The organism is Janthinobacterium sp. GW823-FHT03B06 (assembly GCF_058796955.1).
In genome coordinates, this window is record NZ_JBXAJE010000003.1 from 511,539 (window position 1) to 532,256 (window position 20,718).

The following is a 20,718-nucleotide window of genomic DNA, read 5'->3' on the forward strand; positions in this document are numbered from 1 at the left end:
TTGGAATACTAAAGAATCCTGCCATGCCTTTCCAATCAATTTTTAATGCGTTCCGATATCGAAAACGATATCACCATGCGCCAATGAAAACGCCCTGCGGGCGCATGGCGGCAGGGCGTGAAAGGTATTGGGCGGCGTACCCTGAGGGGGAATGCGTCCAATGGGCGCATTCCGATCCCGCAGGGAACGTCCCCGGATTTCGTTTGGTGTTAGACGATTAATCTGCGGAAAACCGGTACACGGTCTCCGTCTGATACACCTGACCCGGGCGCAAAATGGTGTTCGGGAAATGCGCCTGGTTCGGTGAATCCGGGAAATGCTGGGTTTCCAGGCACAGCGCGCTGCGATAACTGTTGGCGCCCCGCTTGCCGTGCTGGCTGCCGTCGAGGAAATTGCCCGAATAAAACTGGATGCCCGGCTCCTGTGTGTACACCTGCATCACCCGCCCCGATTGCGGCTCGCGCACGGTGGCGGCCAGGTTCAGCAACTGCCCCGGCTTTTGATTCAGCACGAAGTTATGGTCGTAGCCGCGGCCGATGCGCAGCTGTTCATGCGGCAAGGCGATGCTGTCGCCGATGACGGTACTCTGGCGCAAGTCGAACGGCGTGCCGGCCACGTCCGCCAATTCGCCCGTGGGAATCGACCCCGCGTCGACGGGCAGGTAGCGGTCCGCGTTGACGGACAGCACATGGCCGAGGATAGTGCCCTGCCCCGCCAGATTGAAATAGCTGTGGTTAGTCAAGTTGATGGGCGTGGCCTGGTCCGTGACGGCGTGGTAGCGCAGGCTCAGCGCATTGTCGTTGTCCAGTGCATAGGTCAAGGTGACGTCGAGCTTGCCCGGGTAGCCATCTTCGCCGTCCGGGCTGCTGCGCGTGAACGTGATGCCCACCGCGTCATCGTTCGCGAACGGCGCGGCCTGCCACATGACCTGGTGAAAGCCCTGGTTGCCGCCATGCAAATGATTGGGCGGGTTATTCACGGCCAGCTGGTAATCCTTGCCGTCGAGACTGAAACGGCCCGCCGCGATGCGGTTGCCGTAACGGCCGATGACGGCGCCCAGGAAAGCGCTGTTGTGCAAATACGGTTCGAGGCGATCGAAACCGAGCACCACGTCGGCAAAGCGGCCGTCGCGGTCAGGCACGTGGATTTCGCTGATGATGGCGCCAAAGTCGAGCACTTTCACCTGCATGCCCTGGCGGTTCGTCAGGGTAAAGGCCGTCACTTGTTGGCCATCGGGCAGGATGCCGAACGGCGCTTGCGTCACTGAAACAGAATCAACTGGGGTCATGGCGTCGGGTCCGGAACGTTACAGGGTCGATGAGCGGCCAAACACGGGCATGCCTTGCGCATCCCAGCGCAGCGGCTTCACAAAGGTGTGACGATCCGGGTTCCACAGCGGGTCGCCGACGATTTCCGTGTAGGTGCGGGCATGGTACACCAGCAATACGCCGTCGCCGTCGTCGGCCGTGGTAAAGCTGTTGTGGCCGGGGCCGTAGATGCCGTGCTCGTAGCAGGTGGCAAACACGGGATCAGGCGACTTGGTCCAGGAAAACGGGTCGAGCAAGTCGGCGGACTCGTCAGCCCACAGCAGACCCATCGCATAGTTTTCATCGGTAGCGCTGGCCGAGTAGCTGATGAAGATCTTGCCATTGCGTTTCAGCACGGACGGTCCCTCGTTGACCCAGAAGCCACGGATTTCCCAGTCGAATTCCGGCTTGCTCAGCATGACGGGCGGGCCGGCCAGCTGCCACGGCGTGGCCATCGGTGCGATGTAGAGGTTGGAATTGCCTTCGATGGCCACATCCTTCTGCGCCCACAGGTAGTACAGCACGCCGTCGTGTTCGAACGTGGTGGCGTCCAGGCAGAAGGTGTCGATGCCCGTGTCGATCTGTCCCATGAATTCCCACTCGCCTTCCAGCGGGTTGGCGTTCGTGTTACGGATCGCATACATGCGGTGCTGGAAAAGTTTATGTTTGATTTCGCAGCTCGGCGCGGCGGCAAAATACACATACCAGGCGCCCTGGTTGAAGTGCAGCTCAGGTGCCCACACCAGTTCGCTGTACGGTCCCGTGTCTGGCTTGTGCCACACATCGACCGTTTGCGCGTCGGCCAGGCCCGCGATGCTGGCGGCGCGGCGCAGTTCGATGCGGTCGTACTGGGGCACGGAGGCCGTGAAGTAATAATAGCCGTCGCTGTGGCGGTAGATATGCGGGTCGGCGCGCTGTTCGATCAGCGGGGTCAAGACGTCTGCCATGTTGCTTGCTCCATTCAATTATTCTTACGCAGCCACGTAGCCGCGCTTGTGCATTTCGGTTTTCACGCCCGTGTAATAGCTGTCGCTGATGCGGTACTTGAACATCAGCAAGCCCATCAACAGGTGGAAGAAGCCGGGGATGATCGACAGCATCAGGGCGATGCCGTTCAGGGCGAATTGCGTTTGCTCATGGTTGGGCTGGTAGTCGAAATACGCGAGCAGCACGCCCACCAGGCCGCCCGCCACCGCCATGCCCGCCTTCTGGCAGACGGAGATGCCGCCAAAGGCGAAGCCGGAGACGCGCTTGCCCGTCTTGACTTGACCGTAATCGATGGTTTCCGCGATGGCCGACCAGAACACGGGCGCATGCAAGTCCACGACAAAGGACAGCAGGAAATACAGCGCGAAGGCCAGCACGGTGTCGCTCGGTTTCACAAAGAAATAGATCGCCAGGCTGATCAGTGCGACGCCGATCTGCGTGTAGCGGAACAGCTTTACCTTGCAGTAAAACTTGGTGATCCAGGTCGAGGCGATCATGGCAAGGATGGCGGCCACCACGCCGGTCGTGAGGAAAGCGGCCACCGTTTCCGTGCTGCCGCCCAGATAGTATTTCGCGTAATAAATGGCGACGGAGCCGCGCACCACGTAGCCGATGGTGCCCGTGACGCACACACCGCACAGTACCAGCCACTGGTCGTTCTGCAGCAGCACTTTCAACTGCGCCAGCAACGATTGCTTTTCCACCACGTGCACCACGCGCTCGGTGGTGGAGAAATAGCAGAACAGGAACAGGGCCACGCCCATGACGGCCATCACGGCCATGGCCGCCTGATAGCCGACGGCCGGGTTGCCGCCGCCCCAGCGCTGCGACAGGATAGGCACGACGATGGTCACCATGAAGGCGCCGATCTTGGCGAAGAACAGGCGGTAGCCGTTGGCCGACAGGCGGTCCTGGGGGTCGCTGGTCAGGCCGCTGATCAGGGAAATGTAGGGAATGCCCACGCCAGCCGTCATGATGGTCATCAAAATATACGTCGAATATGCCCAGATCAGCTTGGCGTCATACTGCCACTCGGGCGTGCTGAAGACGAAGAAGACGCTGACGCCGTACGGCACGGCCAGCCACAGCAGATACGGGCGGTAGCGGCCCGAGGCAAAGCTGTAGCGGTCGGTGATCTGGCCCATGACCAGGTCGGCGATGGCGCCGATGACTTTCACGGCCACGAACAGCAGGGCCAGGTCCGTGGTTTTCAAGCCATAGATATCGGTATAGAAAAAGGTGATGATCAGCATCATCGACGAGATGACGACATTGAGCGCCATGTCGCCGGCGCCGAAGCCGACCTTTTCAACGGTGGATAATTTTTGCGTCTCCATGCTTTCCGTCCATTCTTTTGATGATGAATCGTGCGTGACTGCCCAACTGACAGGGGCGTTGCCGGCCGAAACCATGGCAACGCCCTTGATTTTTTACGATGTGATCAACTTACATTTTCCAGCGCAGTGATACGCCAACGGTCCGGTCATAGCGCCGCGTATCGCGCGCATACACGCCCGGCTCGTTCCAGTAATCCTTGAACTTGGTGTCGAGCAAGTTATTCCCATCGAGGGTCACGGTGAACTGCTCGTTGATCTTGTATGACAGCGAACCGTCAAGCTGGGCCGTCGGCGCCACTTTCAAGTCCAGGCCGGGGCCGCCCTGCTTGTAGCTGTCGATGAATTTCGAGCGCCAGTTGTAAGCCAGGCGGCCCGACCAGGCGTCCTTTTCGTACAGCACGACCAGGTTGTAGGCATAGCGCGACACGCCCGTGATGGCATGGCTGCCCGTCTCGTCGTCGGTGGTGCCGCTCATGTAAGTGCCGTTCGCCTGCAAGCCCAGGCCGCTCAAGATACCCGGCAAGCCGTCATAAAACTGCTGGTAGCCAATTTCCAGGCCTTGCAGCTTGCCGGCGGCCGTGTTGTACGGACGGTCCACGTCATAAGTCTTGCCGGCGATGGTTTCGCTGGCAATGCGTTGCTGGATATAGCCGTCGAACTTGTGGTGGAACACGGTGGCCGTGACGGAACCGGCCGGCGCGAAATACCATTCCAGTGCCGCATCGACATTGTCGCCCGTCACCGGTTTCAGATTCGGATTGCCGCCCGCGCCCGTCGCCTTCACCGTTTCCGTCGAATTGACCAGAGCCACGCCCGGGTTCAGCTGGGCAAAGCCGGGGCGGCTGATCGTGCGGCCCGCAGCGAAGCGGCCGACCAGGTCGGCGCGCAGCTTGATTTTCAGCGCCACGCTGGGCAACACGTCGGTGCTGGCCGTGTCGCTGATGACGGGCGTGTAGACGCCATCCTGCGAACTGTTGCCTTGCAGGCTTTGCTCCGTGCGCACGACGCGCACGCCGACGGTGCCGTCGACGGGGTAGGCGCCCAGTTTAAAAGCGATCTTCGCCTTGGTGTAGATGGAATACGTCTTTTCCGTATCCTTGAAGAACGAGCCCGGGTCCATGGCGCGCGCCGCGCTGCTGCCCGTGACGGCTTGGCGGATGGTACCCGTGTTATTGAGCAGGAAGCTGGCGCATGGCGTGTACCACTGCTTCAAGCCATAGTCGGGACCGCCACTGGACATTGGTTCCGACAGGCAATTCAAGCCGGGAATCGACGTCACGCTCTGGCGGCTGAACGGAAACGCCGCGCCGGACACGTCCGGAGCTTCCGCATTGCCTTCGAAGCTCTTGATCGATTCGGCTTCGCGCTTGACGCCGCGCACGCCGACGCTGATTTCCTTGAAGATACCGCCGGCACTCGGCGTGTACGCCAGGTCGGCGCGCACATCGTTCGCGCTGCCCTTGTCTTTGCCGTAGCGGTCGAAAAAGCCCTTCAGATAGTAGTTCGACGGGTCTTGCAGATCGATGCCCGTGTAGTCGACGTGCAGGGTGCCGTTCCGGTTGGTATTGATGCTGGCGTTCGGCACGACGGTGATCGCATCGAGGATCGGGTTGCGCCAGGTATAGCTGCTTTTGGTGCTGGCCACTTCCGACGTGAAACGCCATTCCGGATTGATATCCCACAAACCGCCCACGGCAAACTGATGCGTCTTGGTCTGGTTCTTGTTCGCCTGCGTCGACATGATGGTGTTGACGTTTTTGGAGGTCAGCGTTTGCAGCTGGTTGCTGCCGGGAATTTTGGTGGCCGACACGGGCGTGCCCCACCAGGGCAAGCCGACAAAGTAGTCGGATTCGGCATCGAGCAGGAAGCGCGTGGCCATGCCTTCGGCGTACAGTTCGACGTCGGCGTTCGGACGCCATTGCAGCACGGCATTGGCGGTGCTGCGGCGGCGGTCGCCCTTGATCGGCAGCAAGCCCACCTGGTCCGGCCCCGTCAAACCCGGCGACAGGAAACTTTTATCCACGGGGGCCGTACTGAACGCGCGCTCCTCATGGTAACGGTGCTGCTGCTGCGACAAGCCCAGCAGCGCGCCCACTTCACCGATGCCCGTCCTCCAGCGGTTCGACAGCATGCCGCTGATGTTCGGATCGGTGGCCCTGGATTTGTCGCTGTAGACGGCGCGCGCGTTGACGCTGGCGGTGAACTCCTTGAAATCGAACGGGCGATTCGTGCGCACGTCGATGATGCCGGCCACGCCGCCTTCGACCTGGTCCGCGCCCTGCGACTTGTACACGTCCACGCGCTGCAGCATGGTGGCGGGAATGTCGGCCAGGTTGACGTAGCGGCCCGTGGTGGTGAACAGTTCGCGGCCGTTGAGCAGGGTCGTGACATCGCGCAAGCCGCGGATCATGACGGCGCTCGCTTCGCCCGAATCGCGGCGGATCTGGATGCCGGAAATGCGCGCCAGGGTCTCGGCCACGTTATTGTCCGGAAACTTGCCGATGTCGTCGGCCACGATGGAATCGATGACCTGGTCCGAGCGCATCTTGATCTGCTGCGAGTTTTGCGCCGAACGGCGCACGCCGCTGACGGTCACGACAGCCACTTCCGCGACAGGCTCGGCACCGGCATCGGCCGCCACCGCATCCTGCGCCCGGACCGAAGCCGTGCTCAGCAAGCCAATACCGGCCAATGCCGCAACGGCTGCCTTCAAGGTGAATGGACGAGGGGAAGTGGCCGCGAGCGGGCCGGTGGCGTTGCGCATCATGAATCTCCAGATATTGTATTGATATTTTTTATGCCGCTTGCATGTCGTGCGCATGCTCGGCGTTTATCTTAGGGGCTGGGCGATAATCTCTCCAATCAATTTTTCCACTGTTTTGATATCAATTTCGATATCGGCGGTGGAGGGGCTTTGGAGGGTGTGAAGCGACAACGGCAGGGGCGTCAGGGACATTTCAGGCGTGATCATGCCTAAAAAAACGGCAGTACACGCTCCAGGACGCGGAGGCATGTATTTAAAGGGGAGGTGGAGCGGTGGAGCGGCTATTGCCGGGTTGCTGAAGCAGACGCTAAAGCAAGGCGACCGCGGAACGCAGCAACGTGCCCAGCTGCGGCAAACCTTGCGCTTCGTAAGTGGCAATCAATTCGGTAGCGGATATGAGGGATTCAATAGATCGCGCAAGGGGGCCGGATACAACACACAGGCATCGAGGACGGCAGTGTAACGGTAGTATCCAGCCATCAGTACCCCAGTTCAAGCTCCTGCGCCTGATCTGCCAAGGCCTGCAAGGCCTGTTGCGAACGCCGTTTGCGCTCATCCTTGTACTGCACCACATCCTCAAAGCGCAGCCGCCTGTGCGTACCCACCTTATGATGGGGAATCTTCCCTGCCTCAAGCAGGCGCACCAGGTAGGGACGTGACATATTCAGGTACATGGCCGCTTCCTGTGTCGTCACGTCATGCTCCTTCGGCATGACCGTCACGGCTTTACCTTGGGCCAAGGTACCTAAGACGTCGGCAAACAGGCGCAACACATTCGGCGGCAAACGCAGCAAGGGAACATCACCCAAGTCCTGCGCGCCCTCTTCCAGAACCGCAATCTGCACGGCACGAGAATGATCAAGCGCACTCACCAGGCAGCGCTGTGCCGCCTTCGCCAGTTCCAGGTCTTCTTTATTGTCCAGACGATCAAGCACATTCGACATGGCATCCTCCCTACTTTCCATTGAAGCTTACGAAGCAAACGCAATAAACGCAACCAAATTAGTATAACAATTTGTGCAAGGACAAGTACGACACGACGTTTTAACGGCAAGGCGAACAGATACAGGCCGACAGAAAGTCAGTGCCATCAACCGCGACATGGTGGAGAAACGATCTGGATACGATGAGGAAAATCTTGGTGCGGCTGGCGGGGATCGAACCCACGACCCTTGGCTTCGGAGGCCAATACTCTATCCACTGAGCTACAGCCGCGTAGGGGGAATTTCTGAAGTGATGCGAAGGATACCGTTTTTCTTTACCTACGTCTACGGAAACTGTCGTATCGCTGGCAATTGCATGTCACTGCTCAATTTTTGTGCCTATAATTGTGGGTTTCATAAAGGTTTACATACAAGCATGTAAAAATGCTACCTTACACGGCCATCAGTTTCAAATCTGGACTAAGGACATCATGAGCGACGCACATAACGAACAACAATCAGCGATCAAAACGCCTAAACAATTGCTTGCCGCCGTAGCGGGCTTCTTCCTCGTCACCGTCATCGGCATCATCCTGCTGGTGCAGTTCGTCACGGCGCAAAAACTGACGGGCGCCGGGACGGACAGCCAGTCGCCGGAAGCCATCGATGCCCGCTTGAGCCCGGTGGCCAATGAAGGCTTTACCTTCAAGGATGCCAGCGGCCCGAAAGTGCTGCAAAGCGGTGAAGCCGTCTACACGGCCACCTGCGTGGCCTGCCATGGCGCCGGCGTGGCCGGTGCACCGAAATTTGGCGATGCGGGCAGCTGGTCGGCCCGCCTGGCCCAGGGCTACGATACGGTCCTGAAACACGCGATCGAAGGCCTGCGCGCGATGCCGGCCAAGGGCGGCAATCCCGACCTCGACGATGTGGAAGTGGCGCGCGCCGTGGTCTACATCGCCAACGCGTCGGGCGGCAAGTTCAAGGAACCGGAAGTGCCGGCACCGGCCGCAGCCGCTGACGGCGCCAGTGCACCAGCCGCCGAGCCTGCCAAGTAAGCAGCGCAGCACCCGTATCGAGGAACCGCCCGCAGGGGCGGTTTTTTTTCGCCCGGCGTTTGCGTTACATCAGGCCGTAAAAAAGCCGCCCGGCTTGCGCGGGGCGGCTGGCAACTTATGCCTTGAACTAAGTAACCCCCAATAAATTATTGTGATTTCTGACTTCTATAACCGGCGCTCTGCAAGGTGGCCGACGAGGCTTGCTCGCCGCTAGCAGTGCTCGCACTGCGTCGCAGTGAGCGCCTTGCATAGCATCCGGTTCTATTCGTCATAAATTCACACTAATTTCCCCGAGGATTACTTAGCGTCTTACCACATGATGACGCGGTCTTTCGGCGGCAGATACATCTTGTCGCCAGGTTTCACGTCGAAGGCTTGATAGAAACCTGGCTGGTTGCGCATGGTGCCGTTGGCGCGGAACTGGCCTGGCGAATGCGGGTCCGTTTTCAGCAACACCAGTTGCTGCGCTTCACGCATCTTCATGCGCCATACCTGGGCAAAGCCCGCGTAGAAGCGCTGTTCGCCCGTGAAACCGTCGATGACGGGGGCTTGCTTGCCGTTCAGCGACAATTTGTACGCCTTGTAGGCAATTGCCACGCCGGAATTGTCGGCGATGTTCTCGCCCAGGGTCAGTTCGCCGTTGACGAAGTGGCCTTTGACGGGGCTGAAGCCGTTGTACTGCGCCACCAGCTGCTTGGTTTTCTTGGCGAAGTTTTTATGGTCGGCCTTGGTCCACCAGTCGCGCAGATTGCCGTCGCCGTCGTACTGGGCGCCCTGGTCGTCGAAGCCGTGGCTGATTTCATGGCCGATCACGCCGCCGATGGCGCCGTAGTTGACGGCGTCGTCCGCCTTGGCGTCAAAGAACGGCGCTTGCAGGATGGCAGCCGGGAAGACGATTTCGTTCAGTTCCGGGTTGTAATAGGCGTTCACGGTCTGCGGCGTCATGCCCCACTCGTCGCGGTCGATAGGCTGACCCAGCTTGTTCAATTCGCGATTGTAATTGAGCAGGTGCGAACGCTGGATGTTGCCGATCAAATCATCGGGCGCCACCGTCAGGCCCGAGTAATCGCGCCATTTGTTCGGGTAGCCGATCTTGGTGGTGAACTTGGCCAGCTTGATTTGCGCCTGTTTCTTGGTGACAGGGCTCATCCAGTCGAGCTTGTCGATGCTTTGCTTGTAGGCCGTCATCAGGTTTTTCACCAGCGCTTCCATGCGCACCTTGCGCTCGGCCGGGAAATACTGCTCCACGTACAATTGACCGACGGCTTCGCCCAGCGCGCCTTCGACGGCGCCCACGCCGCGTTTCCAGCGCGGACGCATTTCCGTCACGCCCGTCAGGGTGGTGCCATAGAACGCGAAGTTTTCGTCGACGTAGGCTTTCGGCAAGTAACCGGCGTTAGCATGCAGCAAGTGCCACTGGAAATAGGCTTTCCACGTTTCCAGCGGCGTCTTGTTGGCGATCTCGGCAAAACCTTTCAGGTAGCTGGGCTGGCTGACGATCACATAATTGACCTTGCCGGCGATGCCCGTGTCCTTCAGGTAGCGGGCCCAGTCGTAGCCTGGCGCCACGGCGGCCAGTTTCGCCAGCTCCACCTTGTTGTAGGTCTTGACGGGATCACGGTTCTGCACATTGCTCCATTGCGCCTTGGCCAGCTCCGTTTCCAGCGCGAGGATGGCTTTCGCATTCGCGGCCGCGTTCGCGTCGCCGGCCAAACTGAGCATTTTTTCCACGTGGGCCAGGTATTTGGCGCGCGTATCGGCCTTGCCCTCTTCCAGGTAGTAATCGCGGTCAGGCAGGCCCAGGCCGCTTTGCACGATGTCCGCCACGTATTTGGTGGAATCCTTGGCGTCCTGGTGGATGCCGAAGTCGTACGGCGAGGTCACGCCCAGCTTGCTGAAGTGGGCGATCACGGCAGGCAACTCCGCCTTGTCCTGCAGCGCGGCGATCTTCGCCAGTTCCGCGTTCAAGGGCGTCAGGCCCAGGCTTTCCAGCTTGGCTTCATCCATGAAGCTGTTATAGAAATCACCGATTTTCTGCGCATTCGAACCGGCCGCGCGGGCCTTGTCGGCGGCAGCGCCTTCGACGATGCCGCGCAGCTGCGTTTGCGTATCGTCGGCCAGCTTGGCAAAGCTGCCCCAGCTCGACTTGTCAGCAGGAATCACGGTTTCCGCCAGCCATTTGCCGTTCAGGTGCTGGAACAAATCGTCCTGCGCGCGCACGGCAGGGTCGACGTATTCGATGGCGATGCCGGAGGTCAGCGCGGCCGATGCGGCGGCCGTGGCGGGAGCGGCGGCGGCTTTCTTGGCAGAATCAGCGGCGCCAGCCATGCCGGACACGCCAGCCAGCAAACTCAGGGTCAATGCACTTAACAAATAACGATTCACGGTTGTCCTCTATATTGTATTGTGTGAAATATAAGGGTCAGAAGGCCCTAGGCTTCTGGCCCGGTTTTTGACTGTAGCATACCGGCCGAAATGACAGAAAGAACTTTGACAGAAATACAAAAGAGACCACGCGCGGTGGTCTCTTTTGTTGTGACAAGATAACGTTTACATGACGTAGGTCGGCTTAACCCGGCGGGCGTAAGCCGACAACATGGTGAGCGCCATCGGTATGTCGGATGACACTTACCAGATGATCACGCGGTTTTCCGGGGCGACATACATCTTGTCGCCCGGTTTCACGCCAAACGCTTCATAGAAGCCAGGCTGGTTGACCATGGTGCCGTTCGCGCGGTACTGGCCCGGCGAATGGGGGTCGGTCTTGATCTGCACGATCTGCTGCGCTTCGCGCATCTTGCTGCGCCACACCTGGCCAAAGCCCATGTAGAAGCGCTGGTCGCCCGTCAGGCCGTCCAGCACAGGCGCCGGCTTGCCGCCCAGCGAGATCTTGTACGCTTTATAGGCGATCGCCACGCCCGAGTTGTCGGCGATGTTTTCGCCCAGGGTCAGCGCGCCGTTGACGTGATAGCCCGGCAATGGGCTGTAGCCGTCGTACTGCTTGGTCAGCGCGTCGGCCTTGGCCGCAAAGTTCTTGCGGTCGGCCGGGGTCCACCAGTCGCGCAGGTTGCCGTCGCCGTCGGACTGGCTGCCCTTGTCGTCGAAGCCGTGGCTGATTTCATGACCGATGACGGCGCCGATGGCGCCATAGTTGACGGCATCGTCCGCGTTGGCGTCAAAAAACGGCGGCTGCAGGATGGAGGCGGGGAAGACGATTTCATTCATCGTCGAGCTGTAATAGGCGTTCACCGTTTGCGGCGTCATGCCCCACTCTTCGCGGTCGATCGGTTTGCCGAGCTTGGCCACCTGGCGCGCGGAACCGAAGTTGGCGGCGCGCATCATGTTGCCCACCAGGTCGCCCTGGACGATTTGCAGCTTCGTGTAATCGCGCCATTTGTTCGGATACGCGATCTTCGGCGTGAACTTGGCCAGCTTGGCTTGCGCTTCTTTCTTGGTCTCCGGGCTCATCCAGTCCAGGGTGTCGATGCTGTCCTTGTAGGCGGCCAGCACGTTTTTCACCAGTTCCTGCATGTGCGCCTTGCGCTCGGCCGGGAAATATTGCGCCACATACAGCTTACCGACGGCTTCACCCAGCACGCCTTCGACGGCACCCACGCCACGCTTCCAGCGCGGCTGGTTTTCCGTCACGCCGCTCAGTACCGTGCCGTAGAAGGCAAAGCTCTCGTCGACGAAGTTTTTCGACAGGTAGCTGGCGTAGCTGCGCAGCAACTGCCATTCGAAATACGCTTTCAGGGTATCCAGGTCGGTGGCGGCCAGCACCTTGTCGTAGCCGGCCAGGTAGCTCGGCTGGTTGACGATGACGTAATCGACCTTGTTGGCGATGCCCAGGGCGGCCAGGCCCGACTTCAGGTCGTAGCCCGGGGTCAGGTCGTTCAGTTTATTGATGTCGGTCTTGTTGTAGCGTTTGACGGGGTCGCGGTTCTCGACCTTGGTCCATTGCACTTCGGCCAGAGCCGTTTCCAGGGCAACGACGGCCTTGGCGCGGGCGGCGGCGTTCTTGTCGCCCGCCATGGCCAGCATTTTTTCCACGTGCGCCTGGTATTTTTCCTTCACGCCCGCCTGCTTGGCTTCCAGGTAATAGTCGCGGTCGGGCATGCCCAGGCCGCTTTGGCTCACATACGCCGCATATTTGGTCGAGGCACGCGCATCCTGGCCCACATACACGGCATACGGGGTCGAAACACCCGTCTGGCTCAGGTGGGCGATCAGGGCGGGCACGCCCTTCTTGTCGCGCAGCGAGCGGATGCGGTTCAGTTCGCCGGCCAGCGGCTTCGTGCCCAGCGCTTCGAGCTTGGCTTCATCCATGTAGCTGGCGTACAGGTCGGCAATCTTCTGCGCTTCGGAACCGGCCTTCTTGTTCTTGTCCTGTTGCGTGGACTCGATGATGCCGCGCAACTGCGGCGTCGTGTCGTCGCGCAGCTTGGCGAACGAACCCCAGCTCGATTTGTCGGCAGGAATCTCGGTCGTGGCCAGCCACTTGCCGTTCAAATGGGTGAAGAAGTCATCCTGCACGCGCACGGCGGGGTCGATGTATTGCACGTCGATGCCGGAAACGACGCCGGCGGCGGCAGGCGCGGCGCTCGGGGCTACGGTCGGCGCGGCCACGGCGGATACGGGTTCGGCGGCATGGGCAAACGCAGCCAACAGGGTCAGGGTCAGACTGCTTAAGAGATAGCGATTCACGAATTGTCCTTATGGGGCATGTCAAAAAGACCGGGCAGATAGCTGCGGGCGGATAGCCCGTCGCGCCGGGCGCTACGGGAATGTAGCACGCGGCCATGCCATTTGACCATCCTTGCCCCGGGAACTGCCCGGGAATCGCCGCTCAGTTCGGCCAGGCTCAAGGTATATTCACACGTTTATCCATACAGATACAGCAAGTCGTCGATCAGCGCCAGCTCCTGTTGCGTGAACTGCGTGCCGTTGAACTGTCCGATATCTTCGAGCACACCCCGAATCGGCACTTGCCGTGACGGATCCTGAACGATGTCGATCAGCAGGCCGGCATCGGGATCCCGCCCCCGCAGATACTTTTCAATCAGCGCTGTGAGCGCGGCACGTGCCTGCAAATCAGTTAACATCTTTTATCCGCTGCCAAGGAAGAAGCGCCAGTCTAAATGAGCTTGAGCCCGCCGACAAAAAAAAGCCTGCGTCCGCGGACGCAGGCAAAACCACTTCGGGTCGAGAATGCGAGTCCACTATAGGGCCGCCGCACACGCTTTTTTTCGACTCTTACAAATGCTTACTCCCCTCAAGACCCCCTATACATCGCATACAAAACCGCAACATATGGCAAGCTGACAGCCCCGTTTTCGCGCGTAGACTGGGCCAAGGCATGCTTTTTCCGCGGCCGGCCCGCGCCGGCAGAGATTCAGGTCTATACTTTCAACAAAGCGCCGCTCCACGGGGACTGGCGCTTGTGCAAGACACGCTAGCTGCAAAGGTGCAATGATGGGCAAACTCAAAAATACCGGCTTGATCGGCCTGGGCGTGGTGGCCGGCGTCGCCGTGTCGCTGCAATTTTCCGCCATGGCGCAAAAAACCGTCGAGCCGCCCCTGCCGCTGGAAGAGCTGCGCCAGCTGGCCGACGTGTTTGGCCTGATCAAGTCCGATTACGTCGAGCCGGTGGAAGACAAAAAACTGCTGGAAGACGCCATTGCCGGCATGGTCGCCTCGCTCGACCCCCATTCCGCCTACCTGGACAAGAAAGCCTATGCCGAGCTGCGCGAAGGCTCCGAAGGCAAGTTCGTCGGCCTGGGCATCGAAATCGGCCTGAGCGAAGACGGCTACATCAGGATCGTCTCGCCCATCGAGGATTCGCCCGCCTACCGCGCCGGCATCAAGGCCGGCGATTTGATCACCCGCCTCGATGGCCAGCCCGTGAAAGGCGTCAGCCTGGACGATAACGTCAAGCGCATGCGCGGCGAACCGGGCACCAAGGTGTCGCTGACCATTGCCCGCAAGGATGAACCGCAGCCGCTGGCGTTCACCATCACGCGCGAGGAAATCCATCAAAAGAGCGTGAAGGCGAAGATGGTCGAACCCGGCTACGCCTGGCTGCGCGTATCGCAATTCCAGGAACCGACCGTCGACGACATGGCCGCGCAGATCACGGCGCTATACCAGCAAGACCCGAACATCAAGGGCATGGTGCTGGACCTGCGCAACGATCCGGGCGGCGTGCTGCAGGGCGCCATCGGCGTCTCGGCCGCCTTCCTGCCGAAGGACGCGGCCATCGTCTCGACCAACGGCCAGTTGCCGGACTCGAAACAGGTGTTCTACGGCCGCGCCGAATACTATACCTTCCGCTCGGAAGGCGACGCGCTGGCGAAATTGCCGGCCGCCATCAAGAAAGTACCGCTGGTGGTGCTCGTCAACACGGGGTCGGCCTCGGCCTCGGAAATCGTCGCCGGCGCCCTGCAGGATTACAAGCGCGCCACCATCATCGGCACGCAAACCTTCGGCAAGGGTTCCGTGCAAACCATCCGCCAGCTGACGGCCGACACGGCCGTCAAGCTGACGACGGCCCGCTACTACACGCCGAACGGCCGCTCGATCCAGGCCAAGGGCATCGTGCCCGACCTGCTGGTCGATGAGAATGCGGACGGTGACGGCTTGAACGGCTTGCGCATCCGCGAAGCGGACCTGACCAAGCACCTGAGCAACGACCGCGACCAAGAAAGTGCCAAGGCCGCGCCCGTCAACGACGAGATGGAAGAGCAATTGCGCATCATCGCCCTGGAAAAGACCCGCAAGCCGCTGGAATTTGGCAGCCAGGACGATTTTCAATTGCACCAGGCGCTGAACCATCTGAAGGGCTTGCCGGTGCAGCTGGCCAAGGCCGAACCGGTGGTGGTGCAGGCCGACGTCAAGAAAGAACAGAAAAAGTAGGCAGTTTGGGGTCAGACCCGCCGGGTCTGACCCCATCACACGCAATACCCCCAGCACCCGTCCACGCGACAAAAATCAATCTTCCGCCACACTTCCCCCTCCCCCGCAACACGAAACTCTCTACAGTCGAGCCCGTTTGTGTAAAATTTGCTTCACTTATCGGCGCCACGTCGATTGCCAAATTTGAAAGTTTAACAATGAAACAAGTCGTCATCAGCGGTACCGGACTGTATACGCCGCCCTTTTCGATCTCCAACGAAGAGCTGGTCACCTGCTTCAATGCCTACGCGGAAAAGTTCAATGCCGATAACGCCGACGCGATCGCCGCGGGCGAGGTGACGGCGCTGGAACTGTCGAGCGTGGCCTTCATCGAAAAGGCGTCCGGCATCAAGTCGCGCTTCGTGATGGAAAAGGAAGGCATCCTCGACCCGGCGCGCATGGTGTCGCGCATTGCGGAACGGGGCGATGACGAACTGTCCTTGCAGGCGGAAATGGCCGTCGCCGCCGCCAAAGACGCCCTGGCGCGCGCCGGCCGTACGCCGGCCGACATCGACATGGTGCTGGTAGCGTGCAGCAATATGCAGCGTGCCTACCCGGCCATGGCCGTGGAAGTGCAGGATGCGCTCGGCATCGATGGCTATGGTTTTGACATGAACGTGGCGTGCTCGTCCGCCACCTTCGGCATCCAGCAAGCCGTGGCCGCCGTGCAAAGCGGCCAGGCGCGCGCCGTGCTGGTCTTGAATCCGGAAATCACCAGCGGCCACCTGAACTGGCGCGACCGCGACAGCCATTTCATTTTCGGCGACGCCTGCACCGCCATCATCGTCGAAGCGAAGGACACGGCCGTCTCGCAGCACCAGTTCGAGATCATCGGCACGGAACTGAAAACGCGCTTCTCTAACGCCATCCGCAACAATTTCGGCTTCCTCAACCGTTTTGACGAGTCCGGCGTGGGCAAGGCCGACAAATTGTTCCGCCAGCAAGGCCGCAAGGTCTTCAAGGAAGTGTGCCCGATGGCCGCCGAGATGATCAAGGCGACCCTGGCCAAGGCCGGCGTGGAAGTGGCGCAAGTCTCCCGCTACTGGCTGCACCAGGCCAACCTGAACATGAACCTGCTGATCGCGCGCCTGATCCTGGGCCGCGACGCGCAAGAGAACGAAGCGCCCGTGATCCTCGACACCTACGCGAATACCTCGTCGGCCGGTTCCATCATCGCCTTCCATAAATATCAGGATGACATGGCGGCAGGCAGCACCGGCGTCATCTGCTCGTTCGGCGCCGGCTATTCCATCGGCTGCGTGGTCGTGCGCAAGCTCTGAGCGCCTGGGTGTAACATCGCCTGATTGCTGAATTAGGCGATGTTCGTGATGGATAGGCGGGCGTTCGCTTCCTGCTGGACGAAGATATAGCACAGGTTTTTTGCGATAAAGCCGCAGGAACATTCCGGCAAGGGCTTTGATGCGTTTATACTTGGTCGCTGAGCAACATCTTTTTCTACCCGCACGTCCCCATAAGGAACCCCACACGCATGCCCCATGACATCAGCCTGATCACCACCATCGCCGCCGCCCTCGGGTTCGGCCTCATCTTCGGCTTCATCGCCGCGCGCCTGAAACTGCCGGCACTGGTCGGCTATCTGGCCGCCGGCATCATCATCGGACCGGCCACGCCCGGTTTTGTGGCGGATGCGGAAATAGCGGGACAATTGGCGGAAATCGGGGTGATGCTGATGATGTTCGGTGTCGGCCTGCACTTTTCCATCGAAGATTTGTGGGACGTGCGCAAGATCGCGCTGCCTGGCGCCATCCTGCAGATCGGCGTCGCCACAGCGATGGGCATGGGCCTGGCCCACTGGTGGGGCTGGACCCTCGGTGGCGGGCTGATCTTTGGCCTGGCCCTGTCCGTGGCCAGTACCGTGGTGCTGCTGCGCGCGCTGGAAGAACGGGGCATCCTCGACTCGCTCAATGGCCGCATCGCCGTCGGCTGGCTGGTGGTGGAAGATCTGGTCACCGTCTTGGTCCTCGTGCTGCTGCCGGCGTTCGCCAGTGTGCTCGGCGGCAAGGCCGCGCCCGATGCCGAAGCCGTCAGCCTGTGGCAAACCCTGGCAGTGACCCTGGGTCAAGTGGCCGGCTTCATCATCTTCATGCTGGTCGTCGGCCGCAAGCTGTTCCCGTGGATACTGTGGCAAGTGGCGCGCACCGGTTCGCGCGAACTGTTCACCCTGTGCGTGATCGCCGCCGCCGTCGGCATCGCCTACGCCTCGACCAAGCTGTTCGGCGTGTCGTTCGCGCTGGGCGCCTTCTTCGCCGGCATGGTGCTGCGCGAATCGGAACTCAGTCACCGCGCCGCGGAAGAGTCCCTGCCCTTGCGCGACGCGTTCGCCGTGCTGTTCTTCGTGTCCGTCGGCATGCTGTTCGAGCCGACCATCCTCATCGACAAGCCCCTGCAAGTGCTGGCCGTGTGCGCGATCATTATCTTCGGCAAGTCGATCGCCGCCTTCCTGCTGGTGATGGCCCTGCGCTATCCGCCGAAAACGGCCATCATCGTCTCGGCCAGCCTGGCGCAGATCGGCGAATTCTCGTTCATCCTGGCCGCCCTGGGCCTGTCGCTGGGCCTGATGCCGCAGGAAGGGCAAAGCCTGATCCTGGCCGGCGCCATCCTGTCGATCGCCCTCAACCCGCTCGTCTTCAGCATGGCCAAGCCGCTGCTGCGCGTGATCGGCAACAGCGATTTCGCGCGCAAGTTCGAACGCACCACGGACCCGCTGGCCGAGCTGCCGATGACGGTGCCGCAGGAAAAGCTGTCGGGCCAGATCGTGCTGGTCGGCTACGGCCGCGTGGGCCGGCGCATCGCCGCCGCCCTGATGGAACGGGGCATCCACTTTGTCGTGGCAGAGGAAAACCGCGAAATCGTCGATCAGCTGCGCAAGCAGGGCATCCCGGCCGTGGCCGGCAATGCGGGCGAACCGGCCGTACTGATCCAGGCGCACATCACGCACGCCACCATGCTCGTCATCGCCACGCCGGACACCTTCCACGTGCGCGCTATGATCGAGACGGCGCGCGCGCTGAACCCGCACATCCTGACGGTGGTGCGCACGCACAGCGAGGAAGAGGCGGAATTGCTGCGCGCGGAAAACGCGGGCAAGGTGTTTATCGGCGAGCACGAACTGGCCAATGGCATGGCCGAGCACGTGCTGCAGAGTTTTGAGACGGCCAGCAAGGGGCATGGCCATTAAGGCTCTTTGATGCCGAATCTGTGACCCATGCAAATGCCGGGGTCGGACCCTGAGGGTCCGACCCCGGTTTTTTTTCAGGGTTACAAACGTGCCGCCAGCTCCGCCCCTTCCCGTATCGCCCGCTTGGCGTCGAGCTCCGCCGCCAGCGCGGCGCCGCCGATCTTGTGGAAACGGGGACCGCCCGCGAGCAGCGGCTTGCCATCCTTGTCGACTGGCGGCATGAGTTCCGTCAGGCTGTCCTGACCCGCGCAGATGATGACGTTATCCACCGCCAGCAGGCGCTGCTCGCCGCCGACGGTGATGTGCAAGCCTTGCCCGTCGATCTTGTCGTAGGTGACGCCGGCCAGCATGGCCACGCCGTTGCGCGCCAGCGCCGCGCGGTGCACCCAGCCCGAGGTCTTGCCCAGCCCCGCGCCCACTTTCGACGTCTTGCGCTGCAACAGAAAGATTTGCCGCACGGGATGGGGCGCCACGGGCGGCACCAGGCCGCCGCCCGTCGCCGCGTTCAAGTCCACGCCCCACTCGCCCGCCCAGGTCGATACGGGCTGCGGCAGCGGGTGCGCCGGGTCGTGCAGCAAATACTCTCCCACGTCGAAACCGATGCCGCCCGCGCCGATGATGGCCACGCGCGCGCCCACGGGCTTCTTGGCTTGCAGCACATCCAGGTAGGACAGCACTGTCGGATGGTCGATGCCGGGAATGGCCGGCAGGCGCACCTTGATGCCGGTGGCGATGATGACGTCGTCATAACCGCCGGCCAGCAATTGCTCGCGCGTGACGCGCTGGCCCAGGCGCAGCTTGATAGTCGACAAGGCGATGCGGCGGGCAAAATAGCGGATGGTTTCCGTAAACTCTTCCTTGCCCGGTATCTGCATGGCCACCTTGAACTGGCCGCCCACGCTGTCGCTGCTGTCGAACAGGGTCACCTCGTGCCCGCATTCGGCGGCCACGGTGGCGGCCGACAAGCCGGCCGGCCCGGCGCCGACGACGGCCACGCGGCGCGGCACGGCTTTTTTCGCGTACACAAGTTCCGTTTCATGGCAGGCGCGCGGGTTGACCAGGCAGCTGGCGCGCTTGTTGGCAAAGGTGTGGTCGAGACAGGCCTGGTTGCAGCCGATGCAGGTGTTGATCTCGTCCGCGCGGCCCGCTGCCGCCTTGGCGACAAAGTCAGGGTCGGCCAGGAAGGGGCGCGCCATCGACACCAGGTCGCAGTCACCCCGCTCCAGGATGGCATTGGCCTCGTGCGGCATGTTGATGCGGTTCGACGCCACCACGGGAATCGTCACTTCGCGGCGCAGCCGGCCCGCCACGCTGGCAAACGCGGCGCGCGGCACCGAGGTGACGATGGTGGGCACCCTCGCCTCATGCCAGCCGAAGCCGGTATTGAGAATGGTCACGCCCGCCTGTTCCAGCGCCTTGGCCACCGTCACCACGTCGTCCCAGGTATTGCCGCCCTCGACCAGGTCGAGCAAGGAATGCCGGTACATGATGATGAAGTTGGGGCCGACGGCGGCGCGGATGCGGCGCACGATCTCCACGGGCAGGCGCATGCGGTTCTCGATCGTGCCGCCCCAGCGGTCCTGGCGCAGATTCGTGCGCGCGCACAGGAACTGGTTCAATAAATAGCCCTCGCTGCCCATCACTTCGATGCCGTCGTAGCCGGCCTTTTGCGCCAGGCGCGCGCAGCGCACGTAGTCGCAGATGGTGCGCTCGATGCCCCGTTCCGTGAGGGGACGGGGGCGGAACGGCGAGATCGGCGATTTCTTGGCCGATGCCGAGACGACGAACGGTTGATAACCATAGCGGCCCGCGTGCAGAATCTGCATGACGATCTTGCCGCCCTCCTCGTGCACGGCGCGCGTGACCTTGCGGTGGTTGGGCACGTCGCCGAGGAAGTTCAAGGTGCCGCCGAACGGCAGCAGCCAGCCTTGCCGGTTCGGCGAGATGCCGCCCGTGACGATCAGCCCCACGCCGCCGCGTGCCCGTTCGCGGTAAAACGCGGCAAGCTTGCCATAATGATAAAAACGGTCTTCCAGGCCCGTGTGCATGGACCCCATGATGACGCGGTTGCGCAAGGTGGTAAAACCCAGGTCGAGCGGGGCCAGCAGATGGGGGTAGGCAGTCATGGTGATCGGTCCGGTAAGGTGGTTGCAGGCCGTACGGTAGCAAGCATTGCCGCTCGCCGCAGCGACTTT

Annotated in this window: 13 protein-coding genes and 1 tRNA gene; 4 read left to right on the forward strand and 10 right to left on the reverse strand. The window is 61.3% G+C overall.

Going from position 1 to position 20,718, the window contains the following annotated elements; translation table 11 throughout:
• Positions 1-217: 217 nt before the first annotated feature.
• From AC1RBA_RS13365 to AC1RBA_RS13390, 6 genes are all read right to left on the reverse strand, one after another.
• Entirely contained in the window at positions 218-1,288 is a 1,071-nt protein-coding gene (locus AC1RBA_RS13365) for an aldose epimerase family protein (protein ID WP_492418598.1), read from the reverse strand.
• An 18-nt stretch (positions 1,289-1,306) separates the two neighbouring features.
• On the reverse strand, positions 1,307-2,254 hold the full coding sequence (locus tag AC1RBA_RS13370) for a glycoside hydrolase family 43 protein (protein WP_492418600.1): 948 nt from the start codon (positions 2,252-2,254) through the stop codon (positions 1,307-1,309).
• 24 nt (positions 2,255-2,278) lie between these two features.
• Positions 2,279-3,631: an MFS transporter gene (locus AC1RBA_RS13375; RefSeq protein ID WP_492418601.1), complete on the reverse strand. Its 1,353-nt coding sequence runs from the start codon at positions 3,629-3,631 to the stop codon at positions 2,279-2,281.
• A gap of 109 nt (positions 3,632-3,740) precedes the next feature.
• Positions 3,741-6,398, reverse strand: coding sequence for a TonB-dependent receptor (locus AC1RBA_RS13380; protein WP_492418603.1), 2,658 nt, complete (start codon positions 6,396-6,398; stop codon positions 3,741-3,743).
• A 476-nt stretch (positions 6,399-6,874) separates the two neighbouring features.
• Positions 6,875-7,339, reverse strand: a complete 465-nt coding sequence (locus tag AC1RBA_RS13385) for a helix-turn-helix domain-containing protein (protein ID WP_230504224.1) — start codon at positions 7,337-7,339, stop codon at positions 6,875-6,877.
• A 195-nt stretch (positions 7,340-7,534) separates the two neighbouring features.
• Positions 7,535-7,610, reverse strand: a tRNA-Arg gene (locus tag AC1RBA_RS13390).
• A 199-nt stretch (positions 7,611-7,809) separates the two neighbouring features.
• On the opposite strand from AC1RBA_RS13390, the gene AC1RBA_RS13395 reads away from it, so the two are divergent.
• Entirely contained in the window at positions 7,810-8,373 is a 564-nt protein-coding gene (locus tag AC1RBA_RS13395; RefSeq protein WP_070219012.1) for a c-type cytochrome, read from the forward strand.
• Positions 8,374-8,682: 309 nt separating this feature from the next.
• On the opposite strand, the gene AC1RBA_RS13400 is transcribed toward AC1RBA_RS13395, so the two are convergent.
• The 3 genes from AC1RBA_RS13400 to AC1RBA_RS13410 all read right to left on the reverse strand — a co-directional run bounded on the left by AC1RBA_RS13400 (position 8,683) and on the right by AC1RBA_RS13410 (position 13,475).
• Entirely contained in the window at positions 8,683-10,758 is a 2,076-nt protein-coding gene (locus tag AC1RBA_RS13400; protein ID WP_492418605.1) for a M13 family metallopeptidase, read from the reverse strand.
• 243 nt (positions 10,759-11,001) lie between these two features.
• Entirely contained in the window at positions 11,002-13,077 is a 2,076-nt protein-coding gene (locus AC1RBA_RS13405; RefSeq protein WP_070289420.1) for a M13 family metallopeptidase, read from the reverse strand.
• 176 nt (positions 13,078-13,253) lie between these two features.
• A complete protein-coding gene (locus AC1RBA_RS13410; protein ID WP_492418607.1) occupies positions 13,254-13,475 on the reverse strand; it encodes a hypothetical protein in 222 nt (73 codons plus the stop codon).
• A gap of 367 nt (positions 13,476-13,842) precedes the next feature.
• Between AC1RBA_RS13410 and AC1RBA_RS13415 the strand changes: the two genes are divergently transcribed.
• From AC1RBA_RS13415 to AC1RBA_RS13425, 3 genes are all read left to right on the forward strand, one after another.
• A complete protein-coding gene (locus tag AC1RBA_RS13415) occupies positions 13,843-15,285 on the forward strand; it encodes a S41 family peptidase (protein ID WP_070289417.1) in 1,443 nt (480 codons plus the stop codon).
• Between the two features lie 197 nt (positions 15,286-15,482).
• Positions 15,483-16,604, forward strand: a complete 1,122-nt coding sequence (locus tag AC1RBA_RS13420) for a beta-ketoacyl-ACP synthase III (RefSeq protein WP_409027445.1) — start codon at positions 15,483-15,485, stop codon at positions 16,602-16,604.
• Positions 16,605-16,813: 209 nt separating this feature from the next.
• A complete protein-coding gene (locus AC1RBA_RS13425) occupies positions 16,814-18,523 on the forward strand; it encodes a cation:proton antiporter domain-containing protein (protein ID WP_070219007.1) in 1,710 nt (569 codons plus the stop codon).
• 80 nt (positions 18,524-18,603) lie between these two features.
• Here the strand turns inward: AC1RBA_RS13425 and AC1RBA_RS13430 are convergent, their stop codons facing one another.
• On the reverse strand, positions 18,604-20,649 hold the full coding sequence (locus AC1RBA_RS13430; RefSeq protein ID WP_070289414.1) for an NADPH-dependent 2,4-dienoyl-CoA reductase: 2,046 nt from the start codon (positions 20,647-20,649) through the stop codon (positions 18,604-18,606).
• Positions 20,650-20,718 lie beyond the last annotated feature (69 nt).

What these genes read in the sequence shown, in the direction of transcription:
- AC1RBA_RS13420 (WP_409027445.1), top strand. Translation starts at nt 15,483, where the DNA reads ATGAAACAAGTCGTCATCAGCGGTACCGGACTGTATACGCCGCCCTTT.
- AC1RBA_RS13380 (WP_492418603.1), bottom strand. Translation starts at nt 6,398, where the DNA reads ATGATGCGCAACGCCACCGGCCCGCTCGCGGCCACTTCCCCTCGTCCA.
- AC1RBA_RS13395 (WP_070219012.1), top strand. Translation starts at nt 7,810, where the DNA reads ATGAGCGACGCACATAACGAACAACAATCAGCGATCAAAACGCCTAAA.
- AC1RBA_RS13370 (WP_492418600.1), bottom strand. Translation starts at nt 2,254, where the DNA reads ATGGCAGACGTCTTGACCCCGCTGATCGAACAGCGCGCCGACCCGCAT.
- AC1RBA_RS13430 (WP_070289414.1), bottom strand. Translation starts at nt 20,649, where the DNA reads ATGACTGCCTACCCCCATCTGCTGGCCCCGCTCGACCTGGGTTTTACC.
- AC1RBA_RS13415 (WP_070289417.1), top strand. Translation starts at nt 13,843, where the DNA reads ATGATGGGCAAACTCAAAAATACCGGCTTGATCGGCCTGGGCGTGGTG.
- AC1RBA_RS13365 (WP_492418598.1), bottom strand. Translation starts at nt 1,288, where the DNA reads ATGACCCCAGTTGATTCTGTTTCAGTGACGCAAGCGCCGTTCGGCATC.
- AC1RBA_RS13375 (WP_492418601.1), bottom strand. Translation starts at nt 3,631, where the DNA reads ATGGAGACGCAAAAATTATCCACCGTTGAAAAGGTCGGCTTCGGCGCC.
- AC1RBA_RS13385 (WP_230504224.1), bottom strand. Translation starts at nt 7,339, where the DNA reads ATGTCGAATGTGCTTGATCGTCTGGACAATAAAGAAGACCTGGAACTG.
- AC1RBA_RS13410 (WP_492418607.1), bottom strand. Translation starts at nt 13,475, where the DNA reads ATGTTAACTGATTTGCAGGCACGTGCCGCGCTCACAGCGCTGATTGAA.
- AC1RBA_RS13425 (WP_070219007.1), top strand. Translation starts at nt 16,814, where the DNA reads ATGCCCCATGACATCAGCCTGATCACCACCATCGCCGCCGCCCTCGGG.